The sequence below is a fragment of the Sphingomonas rhamnosi genome, from assembly GCF_036663615.1.
Taxonomy (GTDB): Bacteria; Pseudomonadota; Alphaproteobacteria; order Sphingomonadales; family Sphingomonadaceae; genus Sphingomonas.
Genome location: NZ_JAXOJJ010000003.1, coordinates 343,877 through 362,397, shown reverse-complemented (window position 1 = coordinate 362,397; position 18,521 = coordinate 343,877). Strand labels below are relative to the sequence as shown.

11 protein-coding genes are annotated in these 18,521 nt (G+C 66.8%); 4 read left to right on the top strand and 7 right to left on the bottom strand.

The window, feature by feature from the left end:
* Nucleotides 1-3: 3 nt before the first annotated feature.
* Nucleotides 4-2,058, bottom strand: a complete 2,055-nt coding sequence (locus U1701_RS09135) for a right-handed parallel beta-helix repeat-containing protein (protein WP_332782241.1) — start codon at nt 2,056-2,058, stop codon at nt 4-6.
* A 32-nt stretch (nt 2,059-2,090) separates the two neighbouring features.
* A complete protein-coding gene (locus U1701_RS09130; RefSeq protein ID WP_332782240.1) occupies nt 2,091-3,677 on the bottom strand; it encodes a DUF5060 domain-containing protein in 1,587 nt (528 codons plus the stop codon).
* A gap of 109 nt (nt 3,678-3,786) precedes the next feature.
* Between U1701_RS09130 and U1701_RS09125 the strand changes: the two genes are divergently transcribed.
* Nucleotides 3,787-5,067: an MFS transporter gene (locus tag U1701_RS09125; protein ID WP_332782239.1), complete on the top strand. Its 1,281-nt coding sequence runs from the start codon at nt 3,787-3,789 to the stop codon at nt 5,065-5,067.
* Here U1701_RS09125 and U1701_RS09120 read toward each other — a convergent pair.
* Genes U1701_RS09120 through U1701_RS09110 form a run of 3 tightly spaced genes read right to left on the bottom strand, consistent with a single transcriptional unit; the run spans nt 5,064 to nt 8,343 of the window.
* Entirely contained in the window at nt 5,064-6,524 is a 1,461-nt protein-coding gene (locus U1701_RS09120) for an FGGY family carbohydrate kinase (protein WP_332782238.1), read from the bottom strand. The genes U1701_RS09125 and U1701_RS09120 overlap by 4 nt on opposite strands.
* Entirely contained in the window at nt 6,524-7,459 is a 936-nt protein-coding gene (locus tag U1701_RS09115) for a transketolase family protein (protein ID WP_332782237.1), read from the bottom strand. Before U1701_RS09115 ends, U1701_RS09120 begins: the two co-directional genes overlap by 1 nt.
* Nucleotides 7,456-8,343 carry a transketolase gene (locus U1701_RS09110; protein ID WP_332782236.1) on the bottom strand — a complete coding sequence of 296 codons (888 nt, stop codon included), beginning with the start codon at nt 8,341-8,343 and terminating at the stop codon, nt 7,456-7,458. Before U1701_RS09110 ends, U1701_RS09115 begins: the two co-directional genes overlap by 4 nt.
* A gap of 131 nt (nt 8,344-8,474) precedes the next feature.
* Between U1701_RS09110 and U1701_RS09105 the strand changes: the two genes are divergently transcribed.
* Together U1701_RS09105 and U1701_RS09100 are read left to right on the top strand one after the other, a co-directional pair.
* Entirely contained in the window at nt 8,475-9,458 is a 984-nt protein-coding gene (locus tag U1701_RS09105; RefSeq protein WP_332782235.1) for a sugar phosphate isomerase/epimerase family protein, read from the top strand.
* Between the two features lie 42 nt (nt 9,459-9,500).
* The gene (locus U1701_RS09100; protein WP_332782234.1) at nt 9,501-12,611 is read left to right on the top strand and encodes an alpha-L-rhamnosidase; all 3,111 of its coding nucleotides are present in this window, start codon (nt 9,501-9,503) and stop codon (nt 12,609-12,611) included.
* 49 nt (nt 12,612-12,660) lie between these two features.
* On the opposite strand, the gene U1701_RS09095 is transcribed toward U1701_RS09100, so the two are convergent.
* Nucleotides 12,661-15,576: a TonB-dependent receptor gene (locus tag U1701_RS09095; RefSeq protein WP_332782233.1), complete on the bottom strand. Its 2,916-nt coding sequence runs from the start codon at nt 15,574-15,576 to the stop codon at nt 12,661-12,663.
* A 130-nt stretch (nt 15,577-15,706) separates the two neighbouring features.
* On the opposite strand from U1701_RS09095, the gene U1701_RS09090 reads away from it, so the two are divergent.
* The gene (locus tag U1701_RS09090) at nt 15,707-17,074 is read left to right on the top strand and encodes a glycoside hydrolase family 28 protein (RefSeq protein WP_332782232.1); all 1,368 of its coding nucleotides are present in this window, start codon (nt 15,707-15,709) and stop codon (nt 17,072-17,074) included.
* Between the two features lie 21 nt (nt 17,075-17,095).
* Here the strand turns inward: U1701_RS09090 and uxaC are convergent, their stop codons facing one another.
* Nucleotides 17,096-18,520, bottom strand: a complete 1,425-nt coding sequence (gene uxaC, locus U1701_RS09085) for a glucuronate isomerase (RefSeq protein ID WP_332782231.1) — start codon at nt 18,518-18,520, stop codon at nt 17,096-17,098.
* Nucleotide 18,521: the final 1 nt, after the last annotated feature.

Here is an 18,521-nt window from a genome sequence, read left to right as displayed (position 1 = left end):
GCCTCAGCGCCCGGTCGCGCCGACGGCCCCATACCGCACCGGGCCCGCTGACGGTTCGATCCCTGCTGCGTCGATCACGCGCTGCGCCTCGGCGGGCCAAGCGCTGCCGGCGACGCGGTGATCGTCGAGGATCAGATTGTCGCCATAGGCATCCCAGACGCCGCCGATCGCGTCGGTGTTGTGCCAATTGGCGACCGCGCGGTTGCCGTAGGTCACGCGGAGCGGATAGGACGCCTTGACCGTATTGTCGTTCAGCCACTTGCCCGCGCCGTCGACGACGTTGTTGCGCACCGTGATGCCCTTCGACCCCTCGTCGAGATACAGCGCGATCTTGCCGGCGATGTCGAACACATGGTTTTCGGCGATGACCGTGCCCGGGCTGGCCGACAAATTGTAGATCGCGCCGCCATCCTCGAACAATCGCTTGGCACCGTAGATGCGGTTGTACGCCACCACGCTATTCCGGTGCGTGGTCGCCGTGTCGTAGACCAGATTGGCGGGATGGTCGTAATAGCCGCGCTCGGCCATGCGGTAGATCGGGTTGCCGCCTAGGTCGTTCAGGCCCCAGCCCCAGCCTATCCCGATCGCGTCATAAGGGACGTCGGAAATGTCGTTGTGCAGGATCAGCGCGTTGTCGACATAGGTGCTCAGGATCGCGCTGTTGTCCTTGAACACCTTGCTGACGCTGGCGACGCGGTTGTTGCGGATCACGATGTTGCGCACCGCGAGACTGGCGTTGTCGGGATGATGCGCCGACCGCCCGATCCCGCCGGCGACGATCGCGCCCGCGGCCAGATCGGTGAACACGCTGCGGCTGACGGTGATCGATCGCGCGCCTAGCCCGACGCCGCTCGCATGACCCGCGGCGTCGTTGCCAATGCCGATCCCGACCTGGCCCAAATGCGCGAACACGTCGCCGTCGAACGTGATCCGCTCGGCGGCCGACACCTGCACCGCGCCGGGGATCTGCGCCCAGTCGTTGCGCCGCGTCTCGAACGCGCGACATCCCCAGCTACACGTCCCGATCGGGTCCACCGGATAGCCCGGCGTGACGCCCGTCATGTACGCGCCACTCTGCTGGTTGGCATACCCTTCCGCCGACGACGGCCCCAGCCAACTGGTATAGGAAAAGCGCAGGCCGGTGAAATTCAGGTCGCGCACCGGCCGTTCGGGCGTGCCGCTGATCGACACCAGATAGGCGAGCCGCGGCAGTTCCACCTTCATCCGCGCCGGGTCGGCGCCCGTCGGCGGGCGCAGATACAGCGCCCCCTTGCGGGGATCGAGATACCAGTCGCCAGGCGCGCGGACGAACGCCAGCGCGTTGCCGAGGTAGAGCCGCGCATGTTCCGGGCTGACCGGCTTGCTGATCGTGTCATAGCCCCAGATGTTGTTGGCCCAGCCGGGTTGCCGCATGACCAGCTTGGCGCCGCGGATCGCCTGCGCCACGGCGATGCGATTGGTAAAGAAGCCGGTGCCTTCCACCTCCAGCCGGTCGGGCTGATCGACGCCGCGCAAGGTGGCGAGCGTTTGCGAATCGAGCGCCAGCCCCTCGTTATCGAAGCGTACCTTCGTCCGATCGATGGCGATGCGCGCGCGCTGCGCCAGCACGTCGTCGACCCATATTTGCCGCGCATCGGTACCCGCGGGGACGCTGGCAACATACAGCCCCCGCGCTTTGTCCTGCAGCCGCCACTGCGTCACCGCGACGCTGCCGGACAGCACGGGATTTGCACCGTCGGCGGCGCGCCAGGTTACGCTGTGGCCGTCCTGGCCGCCGTCTACTGAGCGGAACGCGAGCGGGCGGTCGAGCCGGTACACGCCATCCGCGAGCGTGACGGTAACGTCGGCGGCTGCGTTGCGTGTGCGCACCGCCTGTTGCGCGCGCTCGAGCGTGCGGAAGGGGCGTGCGGCGGAGCCATCCGCGGTGTCGTTGCCATCCGGCGCGACGAACAGATAGACCCGCGGCGCGGGCACACGCTCGTCCCAAGGCTGTTTCTGCGCAAGGGCAGTGGCGGACACGGCGAGCGACAACAGGCTGGCGGAATAGAATAGGCGCATCGGACGCTCCGTACGTGAAGGGTTTCGCATGATCAGACCCGGCGCAGCCGGACGGCGATCCAAGGCTTGCCGGGCAATGCCAGCGTCGGGCGCTTGGCGTCCTGCTGGTCGTAGGCCCCCGCTTGCGCCATCGCGAACTCGCCCTCCACCGGCGTGACCGTCATGTTCCAGGTGTCGAGGATGTCGGCGCGGTAGCGATGCAGTGGTTCGCCGGGCTTGCCGGGCACGATCACCTTCCATTCGGACGGCGCGGCGTCGCCGAAATAATGCAGGTAATATTCGAACGGTTTCCCAGCGATGTGATACTCCCACCAGGTCTGGATCGGCTCGATCCCGGGCACCGGCCCGTCTTCCAGCACGCGGCGCAGGAAGGCTAGGCGCGGCGCGCTGTTGCCGACTAGCTTGCCCCCCTGCCCCAGCCACGAACCATCCGCATTGCGTCCGGGCGCGAACGTCTCGCTATGCCCGACATAGGTGCCGCCAATCGTGCCCCACCAGAACGCCGACACCATCTTCTCACCGGTCAGCCTGCCCCAGCGCGCGTCGATGTCGCCCTCGTAGCAGACCTCGTCGAAGATCACCGCCTTCTCGGCGAAGCTGCGGTGCAACTGCGCGGGGATATCGCCGCTGATGGCCGCGCCGTTCTGGATGCTGGCATGCGTGATCCACGGCTTGCGGTTGTCGTAATAGACGTGGAGGTTGTGGATCGACCGCAGCCGATCGTGCGGGTCCGCAGCGACCAGCACCTGGAACAAATGATCCCAGTCGGCGACGGTCTTGGTCTTCACCAGGTCGTATTCGTTGGCCATCGACCACCAGACGTTGCGGAACGCGCCGAAGCGCGCCGCAACGTACCGCACGTAGCGCTCGTCGTCGGCGCGCGTCATGTCCGAATAGCCGCGCTTGGTGTCGTAAGGGTGATACAGGATGACATCCGCCTGGATGCCCAGCGCGTCGAGGCGGCGGATGCGATCCTCGAACCGCCGGAAATAAGCGGGGTCGAACCGCGCCGGGTCCCAGTCGCGCAGGCCCGCGCCGCTGCGCACGAACGGGTCGCTGGCGATCGACGGCACGTTGGGAAACACGCACATCCGCATCTTGTTGAACGGCGCGTGCGTCAGCGTCGCCAGCGTCTGCGCACAGCGTTCCTCGGACTGCAGCGCCCAGGAATAACAGGTCGTGCCGATCTGGCGGAACGGCGCACCGTCGGCATGGACGAAATGATAGCCGTCGTCGGTCATCCGCACCGGACCGTGATTACCGGCGGCTGGCGCGATGCAGTCGAAATCGCCGCGCACGCCGCTCAGCGCCGACGTGCTGCCCTGCGTCGTCCAGCTCCACCGGCCGACGGTCGGCGGACTGAACCGGATGCGGAAGACACCCGCGCCGTCGTAGAAACCCGGCACCACGATCTCGGTCGTGCCCTGGCGAAAGGTCGCCGCGACCTCGACGTCGACGAACGGATTGCCCGTCGAAGGACCATGCAGCACGATCTCGTGCACACCCCATCGTTCGACGCGCGACGGCGCACGCGTCGCGGCGGCCAGCGCACCGCTGCCTGCGGCACCCGCTCCCATCGCCACCGATCCCGCCAGCATCTGCCGCCGCGTGACTGCCAAGCTCCTGCTCCCATCGTTGTTGGCACTCAGGATAGCAGCGGGATTTACAATATCAATCTCTTGTGGTGAGATATCACAATGAGGCGCCATCGCGCTCGGAGAGGACTTGATGACGACCACCCCCGCCACGCTGCACGAGAAACCGGACGGCGATGCCTCCCCCTGGAAGAACACCATTCTCGCAGGGCTCGCCAATTATATCGACGCCGGGTCGATCGTCGCGGGCTCGGCGGCGCTGGCGCTGTGGGTCGAGGCCTACAAGCTGAGCAACAACCTGGTCGGCATCCTCGGCGCGTTCGGCCCAAACGCCATCTCGGCGGGCATCGGCGCACTGATCGGCGGCCGCCTGTGCGACCTGCTCGGTCGCAAGAAGATCTACCAGTACGACATGCTGTTCTACGCTTTCGGCATGCTGTGGCTCGTGTTCGCGATCAACGCCTGGATGGTCGTGATCGGCTTCTTCCTGGTCGGGCTCGCGGTAGGCGCGGACATCCCCGCATCCTGGTCGCTGATCGCGGAGCAGGCGCCGGACGACGCGCGCGGCAAGCATAGCGGCGTCGCGCAGGTGCTCTGGTATCTCGGGCCGACGGTGGTCCTGCTGATGTTCCTGATCTTGTCGCCACTCGGGCTGCTCGGCGCGCGCATCGTCTTCGCCCACCTTGCGATCCTCGCCGTCGCGCTGACCTTCCTGCGCGCGAAAATGCATGAATCGGAACGCTGGCTGGAGGCACAGGGCACCACGGAGCAACCCAAGCCGCGCGCCCGCCTGCGCGACCTGTTCACCCGGCAACATCTGCGCTCGATGGCGTTCCTGGCTGGCATGTACGTGTTCTGGAACCTGTGGGCCGGGGTCAACGGCTTCTTCTTCCCGTACATCCTGCGCACCGTCGGCAACCAGACGCAGGCGACCGCCGTCGCAGTCCAGTGCCTCAGCTTCCTGATCGGTATGGCCTCGATCGCGTTCGTCTTCATGCGTCTTGCCGACCGCGTGAACCAGCGGAAGCTGTTCCTTGCGTCCGCCGTGATCCAGGTAATCGGCATGTCGCTGCTGGCGCTGTTCCCGATGACCCTGCCACTGGCGCTGCTCCACGTGTTCCTGATGTCGTTCGGCCAGGGCTTCGGTGCGCAGAGCTTCTTCCAGCTGTGGAGCGCGGAGATGTTCCCCACGCTGTTGCGCTCTACCGCGCAGGGCGTGATGTTCGCGGTCGTCCGCGTGACGCTGGGCGTCTTCAGCTTCTTCGTACCGGCGCTGACCGCGACCGGATTTACGACGCTGGCGTGGATCCTGACCGGTTTCCTGTTCCTCAGCGGCCTGATCGGATTCCTCGGCGCACCGCGCAACGAGGGCAAGTCGCTCGAGGAGATCGCCGCCGAGCGCGCCGACGCCTAGGCGGACGCGCGGGCGATGGCGTCGTGCCAGCCCGCGCGGATCTCCTGCGCGGCGGCGGCCGGCAGCGACGGCGAGAACCGGTCCTGAGTCCCGCCGGGCCACGTCGGAAAGCCGAGCGCATCGGCCGCCATCCGCGCCGCGCCCAGCGCGCTCGCCTCGACCATCGCCGGCCGCAGCACCGTGCGCCCGGTCAGGTCGGCCAGCATCTGCATCAGCACCGCATTGCACGTTGCCCCGCCATCGACGGATACCTCCGGCACCGCGACGCCCAGGTCGGCCTCCATCGCATTCAGCACATCGCCGATCTGCAACGCGATCGCCTCGAGTGTGGCGCGCGCGACATGCGCCGGCCGGGTGCCTAGCGACATGCCCGCGATGATCCCGCGCGCTTGGCTACGCCAATGCGGCGCACCGAGCCCCGCCAGCGCGGGCACGAACACCACGCCCCCGCTGGTCTCGACGCTGCTCGCCAAGGCGGTCAACGCCGTTTCGTCGGCGACGCCGAGCAGTTGCGCGGCGAACGCCGCCGCCTGCCCCGACACCGAGATGTTTCCTTCCAGCGCGTAGAGCACCTCGCCGCCACGGCTCCAGGCGATCGTTTCCGACAGGCCATGCCGCGAGCGCACGCGCATCGCGGTCGGCGTCATCACCGAACTGCCGGTCCCGATCGTCACCTTGGCGCGTCCCGGCGCGCGGATGCCGTGGCCATATAGCGCCGCGTGGCTGTCGCCGAGCATCGCATGGACCGGGACGCCGGCGGACAAGGCCGAGACGCCGACGGCGACCGATCCGAAAAGCGAATCGGACGATCGCACGTCGGGCAACAGCGTCGGCGGCACCGCGAAGATGCTCGCCAGCCGCGTGTCCCAGTTCAGCGTCTCGAGACCGAGCAGCTGCGTACGGCTGGCATTGCTCGCATCGGTGGCGTGGACGTGACCGTCGGTCAGCTTCCACAACAACCAGCTGTCGATCGTGCCACAGCGCAGCTCGCCCCGCATGGCGCGGTCGCGGGCGCCTGGCACCTCGTCGAGCAGCCAGGCGATCTTCGCCGCCGGGAACAGCGGATCGAGCCCGAGTCCGCTGATCGCCCCTACGGCGTCGGCATGGCCCGCGACGCGCAATGCCTCGCACCGCGCGCTGGTTCGTCGGCACTGCCAGATCGGCGCCGGCGCCACCGGCTCGCCGGTGACCGCGTCCCACAAGACGATCGTCTCGCGCTGGTTCGAGATGGCGACCGCTGCCACCTTCGCACCAGGGGTCGTGGCAAGCACCGCGGCAATCCCGTGTTGCACCGCTGCCCAGATGTCGGTCGCGGACTGTTCCGCCCAGCCGGGATGCGGGTGCGACACCTGCATGGCGCGCGACGCGTGCGCGACGACCGCGCCGGTATCCGCGTCGACCAGCAGGACCTTGGTGTTGCTGGTGCCCTGGTCGATCGCCAGGATCAGCGGCGACATCAGCCTCGCCCGGACAGCAATTCACGCGCCGCCGCGGCGATGCCGTCCGCCGACAGGCCGTATTCCTTCATCAGCCACGCCGCCGATCCGGTCGGCAGGAACCCGGGAAAGCCCAGCATCCGCATCCGCACCGGCGCATGCCGCGCACAGACTTCTGCCACCGCGCCGCCGAGCCCGCCATGCGCGAGCCCCTCCTCCGCAGTGACGATCGCTCCCGTCTGCGCCGCACGCAAGATCGCGGCTTCGTCGATCGGCGAGACCGTGGCCATGTTGACGACCTGCGCCGCGACACCCTCAGCGGCCAGCGCTTCGGCCGCGGCCAGCGCATGGTGCACGAGTGTGCCCGTGGCGATGATCGCCACGTCCCCGCCGCCACGCAGCAGTTCGGCTTTACCGATCTCGAAGCGCGCGTCGGTGCGGTCGAGCGCGGGGACCGGCATCCGGCTCAACCGCAGGTATACGGGTCCGTCATGCGCCACCGCCGCCTTGACGGCTTCGGCGGTCTGCCAGGGGTCGGCGGGGACGATCACCGTCAGCTTGTCGATCGCGCGCAGCCAGGCGACGTCCTCGATGCTGTGATGCGTCGCGCCCAGTTCGCCATAGGCGACGCCCGACGAGATGCCGCACAGCTTCACGTTCGCTTGGCTATAGCCGCAATCGACCTTGATCTGCTCCATCGCGCGCGCCGTCAGGAAGCATCCCGCGCCGCTGACGAACGGCACCTTGCCGCCATTGGCGAGCCCTGCGCCGACGCTGACCATGTTCTGCTCGGCGATGCCGACATTGATCAGGCGATCGGGGAAGCGGTCGCGAAACGCGCCCAGCTTTGACGAGCCGACCGAATCGTTGACGACCGCGACGATCCGGTCGTCGTGCGCCGCCAGCTCTTCCAGCGTCTGCACGAACGCGTCCCGACAATCGAACAGCGCGCTCATGCCGCCAGCTCCGCTTCGAGTTCGGCGAGCGCCTGCGCATATTGCTCGCCGGTCGGCACGCCGTGATGCCATTTGGCCTGATCCTGCATGAAGCTCACCCCCCTGCCCTTCGACGTCCGGGCGATGATGCACAGTGGTTTCGCGCGTGGTGCGGCGGCGGCGTCGAACGCGTCGAACGCGTCGAACGCGTCGAGCAGCGCGCCGTGGTCGTGGCCGTCGATACCGACGACATCCCAGCCGAACGCCCGCCACTTGTCCGCGAGCGGCTCCAGCGCATTGGTATCCTCGGTGCGCGCGCCCTGTTGCAGGCCGTTGCGGTCGACGATCACCGTCAGATTGCCCAGCCCGCGGTGGCCTGCGAACATCGCCGCCTCCCACATGCTGCCTTCCTGCAACTCGCCGTCGCCCGTGAGCGCGAAGACGCGGAAATCGGCCCGGTCGATCTGCCCCGCGACGGCGATGCCGACGGCGACCGGGAACCCATGGCCGAGCGGCCCGGTATTGGTCTCGACCCCCGGCAGATAGTTGCGGTTGGGATGGCCGTTGAGCATCGACCGCGGCTGCAGATAGGTGTCGAGCTCGCTCTCGGCGAAGAAGCCCGCGCCGGCCAACGCCGAATAGAGCGCACCGGTGCAATGCCCCTTGCTGAGCACGAAGCGATCGCGGTCGGCCGCCCGGGGGGCCGCGGGATCGATCCGCAGCACGTCGAAATACAGCGCCGCGATGATGTCCGACGCCGACAGGTCGCCGCCCGGATGACCTTGGCCCGCCTCGACGATCATCCGCAGCAGTCGCTGCCGCATCCAGTTCGCGCGCTCGCGCACATGCGCCACGCGGTCCTCGCGCGATGCCGCCGACCGGTTCGCCATGCTCGCCTCGTTCATCGTCGTCTCCATCTCTGGACGGCAATATGTGATATATCAGTGAGGTTGACAAGGATATTAGCGCTGCCTAGCGATAGCGTATCGGACGCCGTGGCATCGCGGTCGCGGCCCTAAAAGAAGAGAGGACGCGCATGGCCAGCCAACAGAAATACGGTGCCGGCATTTGGCATTTCGCCACCTATGTCGATCGCTACGCGACGGACGGCTATGGCCCCTCGCGCTCGCTGGTCGAGATGATCGACATGGCCGGCTCGGTCGAGGACCTGACCGTGGTCGACCTCAATTATCCGTTCGCCGATCCCTCGCTCTCCCTCGACACGGTCGAGGAGGCGCTGCGCCGCAACAACCTCTCGGTGATCGGCATCACCCCGGAAATCTACACGCGCCAGTTCGCCAAGGGCGCGTTCACCAACCCCGATCCCGGTATCCGTCGCCTCGCCAACGAGATGGTCAACGACGCCGCCAAGGTGGTGCGTCGCTTCGGCGCCGATTACGTGAAGCTCTGGCCGGGGCAGGATGGCTGGGACTATCCGTTCCAGGTCGATCACGGCAAGCTGTGGCGCCACAGTATCGAGGGCATCGCCGAGCTCGCGCACCAGAACCCGGACCTGAAGTTCGTCATCGAATACAAGCCGCGCGAGCCGCGCGTGCACATGAGCTACGACAGCGTCGCGCGGACGCTGCTCGGCATCGAAAAGATGAAAGCGCCCAATGTCGGCATCCTGCTCGATTTCGGCCATTCGCTGTTTGGCGGCGAGAGTCCGGCGGATGCGGCGCAGCTCGCGATCGACCACGGCCGCCTGTTCGGCATGGACGTGAACGACAATCTGCGCGGCTGGGACGACGACATGCTCGCCGGCTCGGTCCACCCGATCGAGCTGTTCGAATTCTTCTACACGCTGCGCAAGAACAAGTGGGAAGGCGTCTGGCAACTCGACCAGTTCCCGTTCCGCGAGGACCCGGTGGCAGTGGCCAATTCGGCGATCGGCTTCCTCAAGCTGATCGAGCGTGCGCTCGACAAGCTGGACTTCGAGGCGATGCAGGCCGCGCAGGATCGCCACGACGCCGTGACCGCGCTCGAACTGGCGCGCAAGGCGCTGTTCTCCTCCTACTGATCGTGGGGCGGCCTGCACCGCCCTCGTGATACGGATCCTGTCATGACCGAACTCTCCGCTGTCGATCTGCGCACCGACTATATCCGTACACCGATCGGCATAGAGGCGCCGCGACCGCGATTGTCGTGGCGGATCGAGGGCGATGGCCGCGGTGTCGCGCAGGCGTCGTGGCGCGTGCGTGCCGCGACGAGCGCCGCGGCGTTGCACGAAACGACGCTGCTATGGGATAGCGGCGAGCGGACCGGATCCGCCAGTTTCGACATCGCCTATGACGCACCGACGCTCGGATCGATGCAGCGCGTCTGGTGGAACGTCGAGATCACGGACACGCACGGGAACCGCGCCCGGTCGGCGTCCACCTGGTTCGAAACCGGGCTACTCTGCGCCGACGATTGGCACGCGCAGTGGATCGAGGCGGAAGATCCGCACGCCGCTGCCGATCGCGCCGCTGCGCTCCAGTGGATCTGGGCGGCCGATCCGCTGGCCCCCGGCGTCCACGGCTTCCGGCTGGACTTCACCGCACCCTACGATCTGGTCGCGGCGGAGGTCATGGTCACCGCCAAGGATCATCTGCGCGGCGCGTGGATCAACGGCGAGGCGGCCACACTTCCGGCAAGCTTCGGTTGGGGCACGCTGATCCCGGTCAACGGCGCCGTCCGTCCCGGCGCCAACAGCCTGTGCATCGCCGCGGAGGCGGACACCGAGGGATTCTTCCCCGTCGACGGCGGCGCGGTAGCGGCGCTGGTGCGGCTGCACCGACGCGACGGCAGCGTGGTCCGGCTAGTCAGCGACAGCGCATGGCGCGTCACCGCGGACCCGCCCGAGGGGTGGACAGACCCGGCGTTCCACACCACCGACTGGCCGATGGCCGGGCGCTCGGGATCGGCGGCCGCCGGCGACCCGCGCCCGCCCGAACCCGCCGTCCATCTCCGTCACGCCTTCAACCCTCGATCAGCCATCGTCGGCGCGCGGCTCTACGCGACCGCGCTCGGCGCGTATGAGGCCCGTATCAACGGCACGCGCATCGGCGATGGCCTGCTAGCGCCAGAGATCAGCGTCGCGCAGGACCATGTCCTCTATCAATGCCACGACGTCACCGATCAGCTCGTGGCGGGCGAGAACGTGCTGGGCTTCACCGTCGCCGACGGCTTCTACGCCGGCGCATTCGGCTGGCGGATGGAACGCTACGGCTTCGGCCCCGCCCCGCGCCGAATGCTTGCGCAACTCCGGCTCGATCTCGCCGACGGCACCACGGAATGGATCGTCAGCGGGCCCGACTGGACGTCGGCGACCGGCGCCATCTTTAAGTCCGATATCTACGGTGGCGAACATCATGACGCACGGCTTGAGCCGGCGGGGTGGGACAGGCCCGGCTTCGACGATACCGGCTGGCGCGCCGCCCCGATCGGCGCGACGCCCAACGGCGCATTGATCGCGCAGGTCTCACCGCCGCTGCGTCCGCTTCAGACACTGGTCCCGCAAGCAATCACCGAGCCTTCGCCCGGCCGGTTCGTCGCCGATTTCGGCCAGAATTTTTCCGGCCATGTCCGCCTGTGCGTCGCGGGATACGCGGGCGGCGTCGTCACGCTGCGCTTCGCCGAACTGCTCGATGCTAACGGCCATGTCGACCAGGCCAATCTGCGCCTGTCCACGGCGACGGACCGATACGTGCTGCGTGGTGATCCCGACGGCGAGACGTGGGAGCCACGCTTCACCTATCACGGCTTTCGCTACGTCGAGCTGGAGGCGTATCCGGGCACGCCCTCGCCCGGCGACGTGCAGGGCATTGTCGTCCACAGCGACTGTGGCGATACCGGCACAATGACCCTTGCCCACCCGCTGCTGCAGCGGATCTGGGCCAACGCGCTATGGAGCCAGCGGTCGAACTTCTTCGCGGTGCCCACCGACTGCCCGCAGCGCGACGAGCGGATGGGTTGGATGGGCGACATCCAGGTGTTCCTCGACGCCGCCGCGTTCAACATGGACGTCGATCCCTTCATCCGCCGCTTCCTGCTCGAGGCGCGCGCAGCGCAGCGACCCGACGGCGCCTATCCGATCGTCGTTCCGCAGCCCCTGTCGTTCCCCGACGTCGTGACCGCGGGATGGAGCGAAGCGGGCATCATCCTACCGCACGGCCTGTGGCAGCGTTATGGCGACACCGCCGCGATCGACGAGAACTGGGCCGCGATGGAGCGATGGATGGCGTTCGTCGCCCGCGACAACCCCGATCACGTCTGGCGCCACGAGCGCGGGCTCGATCTCGGCGACTGGCTGTCGGTCGATGCGATCAAGCCCGACGACGAGACGACGGCGCGCATCCTCTGCGCCACCGCGTACTGGGCCTGGTGCGCGCAACTGATGCGCGAGATGGCCGAGGCGACGGGCCGTACGGGAGACGCCGCGCGTTACGCGGCCATTCGCGAAACGATCGGCGCTGCGTTCGCGACGGAACTGGTCGATGCCGACGGTCGTGCGGGAAATGGCAGTCAGACCAGCCAGGTGCTCGCCCTGTTCATGAATCTGGTCCCGACTGAACGCCGGGATGCCGCCGCGCAGCTGCTCGCCGACGACATCCGCGGACGCGGGATGACGCTCTCCACCGGCTTTCTCGGCACGCCCTATCTACTCGACGTGCTGGCGGATGCGGACCGGTGGGACGAGGTCGCCGGACTGCTGCTGCAGACCCGCTACCCGTCCTGGGGCTATATGCCATCGGTCGGCGCGACCACGGTGTGGGAGAGGTGGAACGGCGATGTCGGCGACCTGTCGATGAACAGCTACAACCACTATGCCTTCGGCGCGGTGGTCGGATTCTTTTACCGCCGTTTGGCGGGGATCGCCGCGGCGGCGCCCGGTTTCCGCCGGATCGCGGTTCGGCCGCACTGGCTGCCGCAGGTCGGCCGGGTGGAAGCGCGCTATGACTCGGTCGTCGGCACGATCGCCACGATCGTCGACGGCGACGATCGCGGGCTGTCGTCGCTGTCCCTGACGGTCCCGGCCAACGCCGTCGCCGACATCGAACTGCCGGCCGATGACGGCTGGGTCGAGGGCGGCCATCGCCTGAACCACAACCCCGATATTCGGGATCTTGCCGTCGAAGGTGCGCTGCTCCGCTGCACCGTCGGATCGGGCACCTACCGGTTCACACGGTAGCGCAGCTGACGAAAAGGCGGCGGCGATAGTCGCCACCGCCTTTCCATTTCTAGAACTTGAACCCGAACCCGGCGGTGAACTTCCGACCGCTGTACGAGCTGTACAGCGAGTCATGCCGCACCGAATCCACGTAGAAACCGAGTTCCTGGTTGGTCAGGTTCTGCGCCTCCAGCGTTAGGCGGAACTGCGGCGTCACCTGATAGGACATCGCCGCGTCCACGAACACCGACGAGATGTTGCCCTGAACGTCGCTGCCGGCACGGCCCGACGGTACGCGCAGCAGGAACCCGTCGCGATAATTCGCGCTGCCGCGGACGCTGAACTTGCTGTCCTCGTAATACAGCGTCCCGCTGACCGTGTTCTTGGAAAGGTTGATCAGGTCGTTGCGCACCGTCGTGGTACACGTTGCGTTGGTGCAATAGACGATCTTCGAATCCACATAGGTATAGCTGCCGAGCACGCCGAGGTTCGACAGGAAACCCGGCAGGAAGTCGAGCCCGGCCTGGACGTTCACCTCCACGCCCTTCAACGGCCCGCCGGGCGTGTTGGTCTTGTTGGACACGGTGAAGATCGTGCTGCCGTCGATGCCCTGTGCCCCGTTTAGCAGGGAGATCGGCAGCCCGGTCTCGCTGTAGGGAATGTTGCGCTGGAGCGTCTGGATGAAGCTGTCGATGTCCTTGTAGAAGGCGCCGATCGCGATCGTCCCGCTCTTGCCGAAATAATATTCGAGGCTCACGTCCGCGGTCTTCGCCCGGATCGGGTCGAGCAGGAAATTGCTGGTCGACAGCGTTCGCGTGTTCGCCGCGATCGACACGGTGCCCGGCAGCAGGTCCGACAGTTCCGCGCGCGCCATCACCTTGGCGGCCGCCGCGCGGAAGATCAGATTGTCGCTCAGATCGGCGGTGACCGTTACGGACGGCAGCCAGTCGTCATAGCTGCGCTTGAGCGTCGGCAGGTTGGCGAGCAGGTTCCGCCCGACCTGGTCGGTATGGACATAACGCATGCCCATATTGCCGCGCAGCCGGAACGGCAGTTCGTCGGTGTCGAAATCGATCATGCCGTACGCCGACTTGATCGTCTCTGTGAGGTTGGCCGACGTCGTCGGCGTCATCGCATACAGGCCTGTCTCGCTGGTGAAGCCGAGGACGGAATCGAGCTTCTCGTAATCGGGCGCCGCCCATCCGGAGATCGTATCGGCCGGAAGCGAGCCGCCGAAGCCGGTCAACGGGCTGGTTATCTGCGCCAGCGTCGTGCCGGCGGGCAGCGTCGGCGCCAGGTTCTGCGTCACGCGGCTGGTGCTGAAGGTCTCGTACCGCGAGTCGCGGTATTGACCACCGGCGCGCAGCGTGACGCCGCGCAGGATCTCCCAGGCCGCGTTCAACTCGGCGTTGGTGTTGTTGAACTCGTCGCGCGCGCGCGCCATCGCCAGCGTCCCGTTGGTGGTGCCGTCCGCGGACGGTGGACCGAACACGAAATTGCCGGGGTTGTTGACGTCGGCGCCCCAGTTGATGACCGGGAACCGGCCATTGTCGCGGAAGTCGAACGAGAAATTGTTCACGTTGTTCGCGAAGATGCCGATCTGCGTGCGGATCGGACGGTTGATCCGCGTGCGCGACATGCCGACGAAGCCGTCGAGCTTCACCGCGCCGAAATCCTGCGAGGCGGATGCGTTCACCTGGCTGAAGGTCGTCGTGTATTTGGTGTAGGTCAGATCGTTGGTGATATCGACGCCGTTGAACAGGCCATAGTCGAGCGTCCCGTTGGGATCGCGCACCGCATCGACGACCGATGTTTCGGCGCTGCCATGCTGGCCGGCGTTGCGCGAGAAAGAGATGGCGGTGATCGACTGATCGCTGCGCGTCACGTCATAGCGCGAGAACAGTCCGTCCAGCGCAAGCTTGGTATGCTCGGTCGGCTGCGCCTGCAGCGTCAGCGTCGCCCCGAGGCGCGAATAATCCTGGTCGGACCGGATAAGCCGGGGGCTGCGCGGCACGAAGGTGGTGGCGCTGTCGACCGTCGCGTAATTGGCGTTGTTCACGGTCGTGTTCGGCAGGCGCGGGTTGCCGGTCGAGCAATTGGCCGCCGTCGTCCCGTTGAGCGCGCTGTTGCCCGGACTCTGCGGTGCGAAGCCCGCGGGCGAGCAGAAGCGGTTGAGGCTGCCCTGCAGCGTATCGATCGCCGCCCAGCCCTCTTCGCGCGTGTAGCGGCGGGTATAGGCCGCGGAGGCGGAGATCCCGAACGTATCGTCGAGGAACTTCTTCGCGACCAACCCGGTCACGCGCGGACTGAACCGGTCGCGCAGGTCGTCATACGTCCCCTGCCCACTTACCGCGAACGTGAAGTTCTCCTTGTAGCTCAGTGGCCGCGGCGTCTGCAGGTCGACGGTTGCGCCCAGCGACCCTTCCTCGACATCCGCCTGGCTGGTCTTGCGCACCTGCAGCGAACTAAACAGTTCTGAGGCGAAGGTGCTGAAATCGAACGATCGCGACGAGACATAGCCCGATCGGATATCGGACGAACCGGTCGAGCTGGCACCCTCCATGCCGTTCAGGCGGACCCGCGTGAACTGTGCGCCCAGGCCGCGTACCGAGATGGTCTTGCCCTCGCCGCCGTCTCCGCGCGTGATCGCGACGCCGGGAACGCGCTGCATCGATTCCGCCAGATTCTGGTCGGGGAACTTGCCGACGTCCTCGGCCAGGATCGTATCCACCACGCCGACTTCCTGGCGCTTGATGAGCAGCGCATTGTCCAGCGACTGGCGGAAACCGGTGACGATGATGTCCTGCTCGCCGCCCTGCGGCACGCCCGGATCGACGCTGTCCTGCGTGGCTTGCGTAGCCGCCGTGCCCGCCGGATTGCTATCCGAGGCGGGTGCCGTCGTCTGAGCCTGCGCGGGAACTGCCATCGCCAGCCCGACGGCCAGCGCCCCCAACGATACCATCGCGCGCGAATTCAATCTGCCCACAGAACCATCCTCCCTATTGTCTCGATTTGTCGAGTTCCCGATGGACAAACCTGTAAGACAGAATAGAGATTGTGACAATATCAATATTCGTCACTGATAGATCAGTGCGAGATGGGAGGGCGAAGCCGACATGACGCAATCACGCCGTGAATTCGTGAAGGGTGCGCCTCTAGCCGCGCTATCTGCCTTGCCGGCATTTCCGGTCCTGGCCACGCCCCGCCAGCGAGTCGATATCCGCCGACACGGCGCCCGCGGCGACGGACAGACGCTCAACACCGCCGCGATCCAGGCTGCGATCGACGCCTGCGCCGCAGCCGGCGGCGGGATGATCGTGGTGCCCGCCGGGGTATTCATCAGCGGATCCATCGTCCTGCAACCCGGCGTCGGGCTGGAGCTTCAAAAAGGCGCCGTGCTAAAAGGCTCGCCGCACCTCGCCGACTACCCGCTCGTCCTGCGCCGCTTCGTCGAGGCCTATCCCGAGGCGCTGCGCATGGCGCTGGTCAACGCCACCGCCAATCACGGACTGCGCATCGTCGGTCCCGGCACGATCGACGGCAATGGCGAGCCGTTCTGGCGCATGTTCTTCAAGGCGCCCGAGGAGCATGTCGGCACCGTGAAAGTGGTCTACGCCTTCCCGCAGATCGCCTGGATCCAGGATTGCGACGACCTGCTGGTCAGCAGCGTGACGTTCAAGGACGCCGCGTTCTGGAACCTGCATTTGTACCGCTGCCGCCGCGTCGTGGTGGAGGATTGCCGCTACGAGGTGCCGCACGTCATCCGCGCGCCGAGCAGCGACGCGATCGACATCGACAGCTGCCAGGACGTGACGATCCGCCGTTGCCGCTTCTCGGTCGACGACGACTGTATCGCGCTGAAGGGCACCGAGGGTCCGGGCGCCGCCGGCTATGCAGCCGCGCCACCCGTCGAGCGCATCCACGTGCACGACTGCATCTTCGAACACGGTCTCGGCTGCATCACCTTCGGCAGCAACGCGACGCTCGTCCGCGATATCAAGGTCGAGCGGATCACCAATGTCGGCGACATCCCGACGATCCGCTTCAAGGTGCGCCCCGACACGCCCGGCCAGATCTATGAGCGGCTCCACGTCCGCGGCGTCCGCCTCGCACTGGCGCCCACGCCCTACAACCACTGGCACAATGGCGAAGTGTTCTACGGCTACGGCAAACCCAATTTCGGCGCGGACGATCCCGCGATCGGCCTGATCGTCAATGCCCGCCTCACCCACGGCACCAAGGTCCCCGCCAAGTCCCCCGGCGCGATCATCCGCGACATCGTCATCGAGGATGTGAAGGGGACAACGCGGGGCTTCGGCAACATCAGCGGGAACGCGACGACGGCGGTCTCCAACTTCACGCTGCGCGATATCGACGTGACGCTGACCGACCCCAAGCGCACGAAGCTGATCGCGCACGGCGTCCCGGGGCTGAAGCTGGAAAATGTCCGGGTGAACGGCGCGCCGGCCGAAGTCGACGCGTGACGCGCGCCGTTCCCCGGCGGGCTAAAGCCGGTACGCCGCCTTGGCGAGATCATACGCCAGGGACTTCGCCACCGCGAAGGCTTCGTCGGGCTCCAGCCGATGTTCCCCGACCAGCCGCGCAAGGAACCCGCAGTCGATGCGCCGACTGAGATCATGCCGCGCGGGAATCGAGAAGAACGCACGCGTGTCGTCGTTGAAACCGACGGTGTTGTAGAACCCCGCGGTCTCGGTCACCTGCTCGCGGAACCGGCGCATGCCTTCGGGGCTGTCATGAAACCACCAGGCGGGACCGATCCGCAGCGCCGGGTAATGCCCCGCCAGCGGCGCGATCTCGCGCGCGTAATTGCTCTCGTCCAGCGTGAAGAGGATGATCGTCAGCGAACGCTCGTTCCCGAACGCGTTGAGCAGCGGCTTGAGCGCCTGGACATATTCGGTGCGCGACGGCCAGTCGTCGCCCTTCGCCTCGCCGAACGCGTTGCTGACCGCCGGGTTCTGACCGCGCAACGCACCGGGATGGATCTGCATCACCAAGCCATCGGTCATGCTCATCCGCGCCATCTCGGTCAGCATCTGACCGCGGAAACGCTCGGCATCCCGGGCACTCGCCTGCCCGTCGATTACCCGGCCATACAAGGCAGCGGCCTCCTCCTGCGGCAGATTCTCGGTCTGCGCGGTGGGATGGCCGTGGTCGGTCGAGGTCGCACCGCCATGCTCGATGAAATAGCGTCGCCGATCGCGCAGGCTGGCGAGATAGCCGTCCCAGTTGCCGATATCGCGACCCGTGATCCGACCCAGCTCGGGCAGGTCCGTCGTGAACCTTGGATGCTCGGGATCGACGACATTGTCGGGGCGAAAGGCGGTGACCACCTTGCCGCCCCAGCCGCTCGCCGCTATCGCCTTGTGGTGGCGCAGATCGTCGAGCGGATTCTCGGTCGTCGCCAGCGCCTCGATGTTGAACCGCTCGAACAGCGCGCGGGGCAGGAATTCCGGTCGCTGCAGCTGCGCATCGATCTGGTCGTAAAGGCGGTCGGCATTGTCCGCGGAGAGCCGCTCGGTTAGCCCCAGCACCTCGTGGAACGCGAAATCCAGCCACATCCGGCTCGGCGTCCCCCGCAGCAGGTGGACATTCTCGGCGAAGCGCCGCCAGATTGTCCGCGGGTCCGTCTCGGTCCAGCCACCGTCGATGCGCGGTACGCCGAGATCCTCGAGCGGCACGCCCTGGCTGTAGAGCAGGCGGAAGATGTAATGATCCGGCACGATGAACAACGTCGCCGGGTCGGGGAACGGCTGGTTCTCCGCGAACCAGGACGGGTCGGTATGCCCATGCGGGCTGATGATCGGCAGATCCTTGACCGAGCGATACAGGTCGCGCGCGATCGCGCGGGTTCCGGGATCGGCCGGCAGCAGCCGGTCGGGATGCGGCGCCAGCGGCGCGTGGATGGTCATG

Bases quoted from the DNA above. Each gene is read 5' to 3' on its own strand.
- U1701_RS09115 (WP_332782237.1), bottom strand. From the start codon at position 7,459: ATGAGCGCGCTGTTCGATTGTCGGGACGCGTTCGTGCAGACGCTGGAA.
- U1701_RS09100 (WP_332782234.1), top strand. From the start codon at position 9,501: ATGACCGAACTCTCCGCTGTCGATCTGCGCACCGACTATATCCGTACA.
- U1701_RS09110 (WP_332782236.1), bottom strand. From the start codon at position 8,343: ATGAACGAGGCGAGCATGGCGAACCGGTCGGCGGCATCGCGCGAGGAC.
- U1701_RS09105 (WP_332782235.1), top strand. From the start codon at position 8,475: ATGGCCAGCCAACAGAAATACGGTGCCGGCATTTGGCATTTCGCCACC.
- U1701_RS09125 (WP_332782239.1), top strand. From the start codon at position 3,787: ATGACGACCACCCCCGCCACGCTGCACGAGAAACCGGACGGCGATGCC.
- uxaC (WP_332782231.1), bottom strand. From the start codon at position 18,520: ATGACCATCCACGCGCCGCTGGCGCCGCATCCCGACCGGCTGCTGCCG.
- U1701_RS09135 (WP_332782241.1), bottom strand. From the start codon at position 2,058: ATGCGCCTATTCTATTCCGCCAGCCTGTTGTCGCTCGCCGTGTCCGCC.
- U1701_RS09120 (WP_332782238.1), bottom strand. From the start codon at position 6,524: ATGTCGCCGCTGATCCTGGCGATCGACCAGGGCACCAGCAACACCAAG.
- U1701_RS09090 (WP_332782232.1), top strand. From the start codon at position 15,707: ATGACGCAATCACGCCGTGAATTCGTGAAGGGTGCGCCTCTAGCCGCG.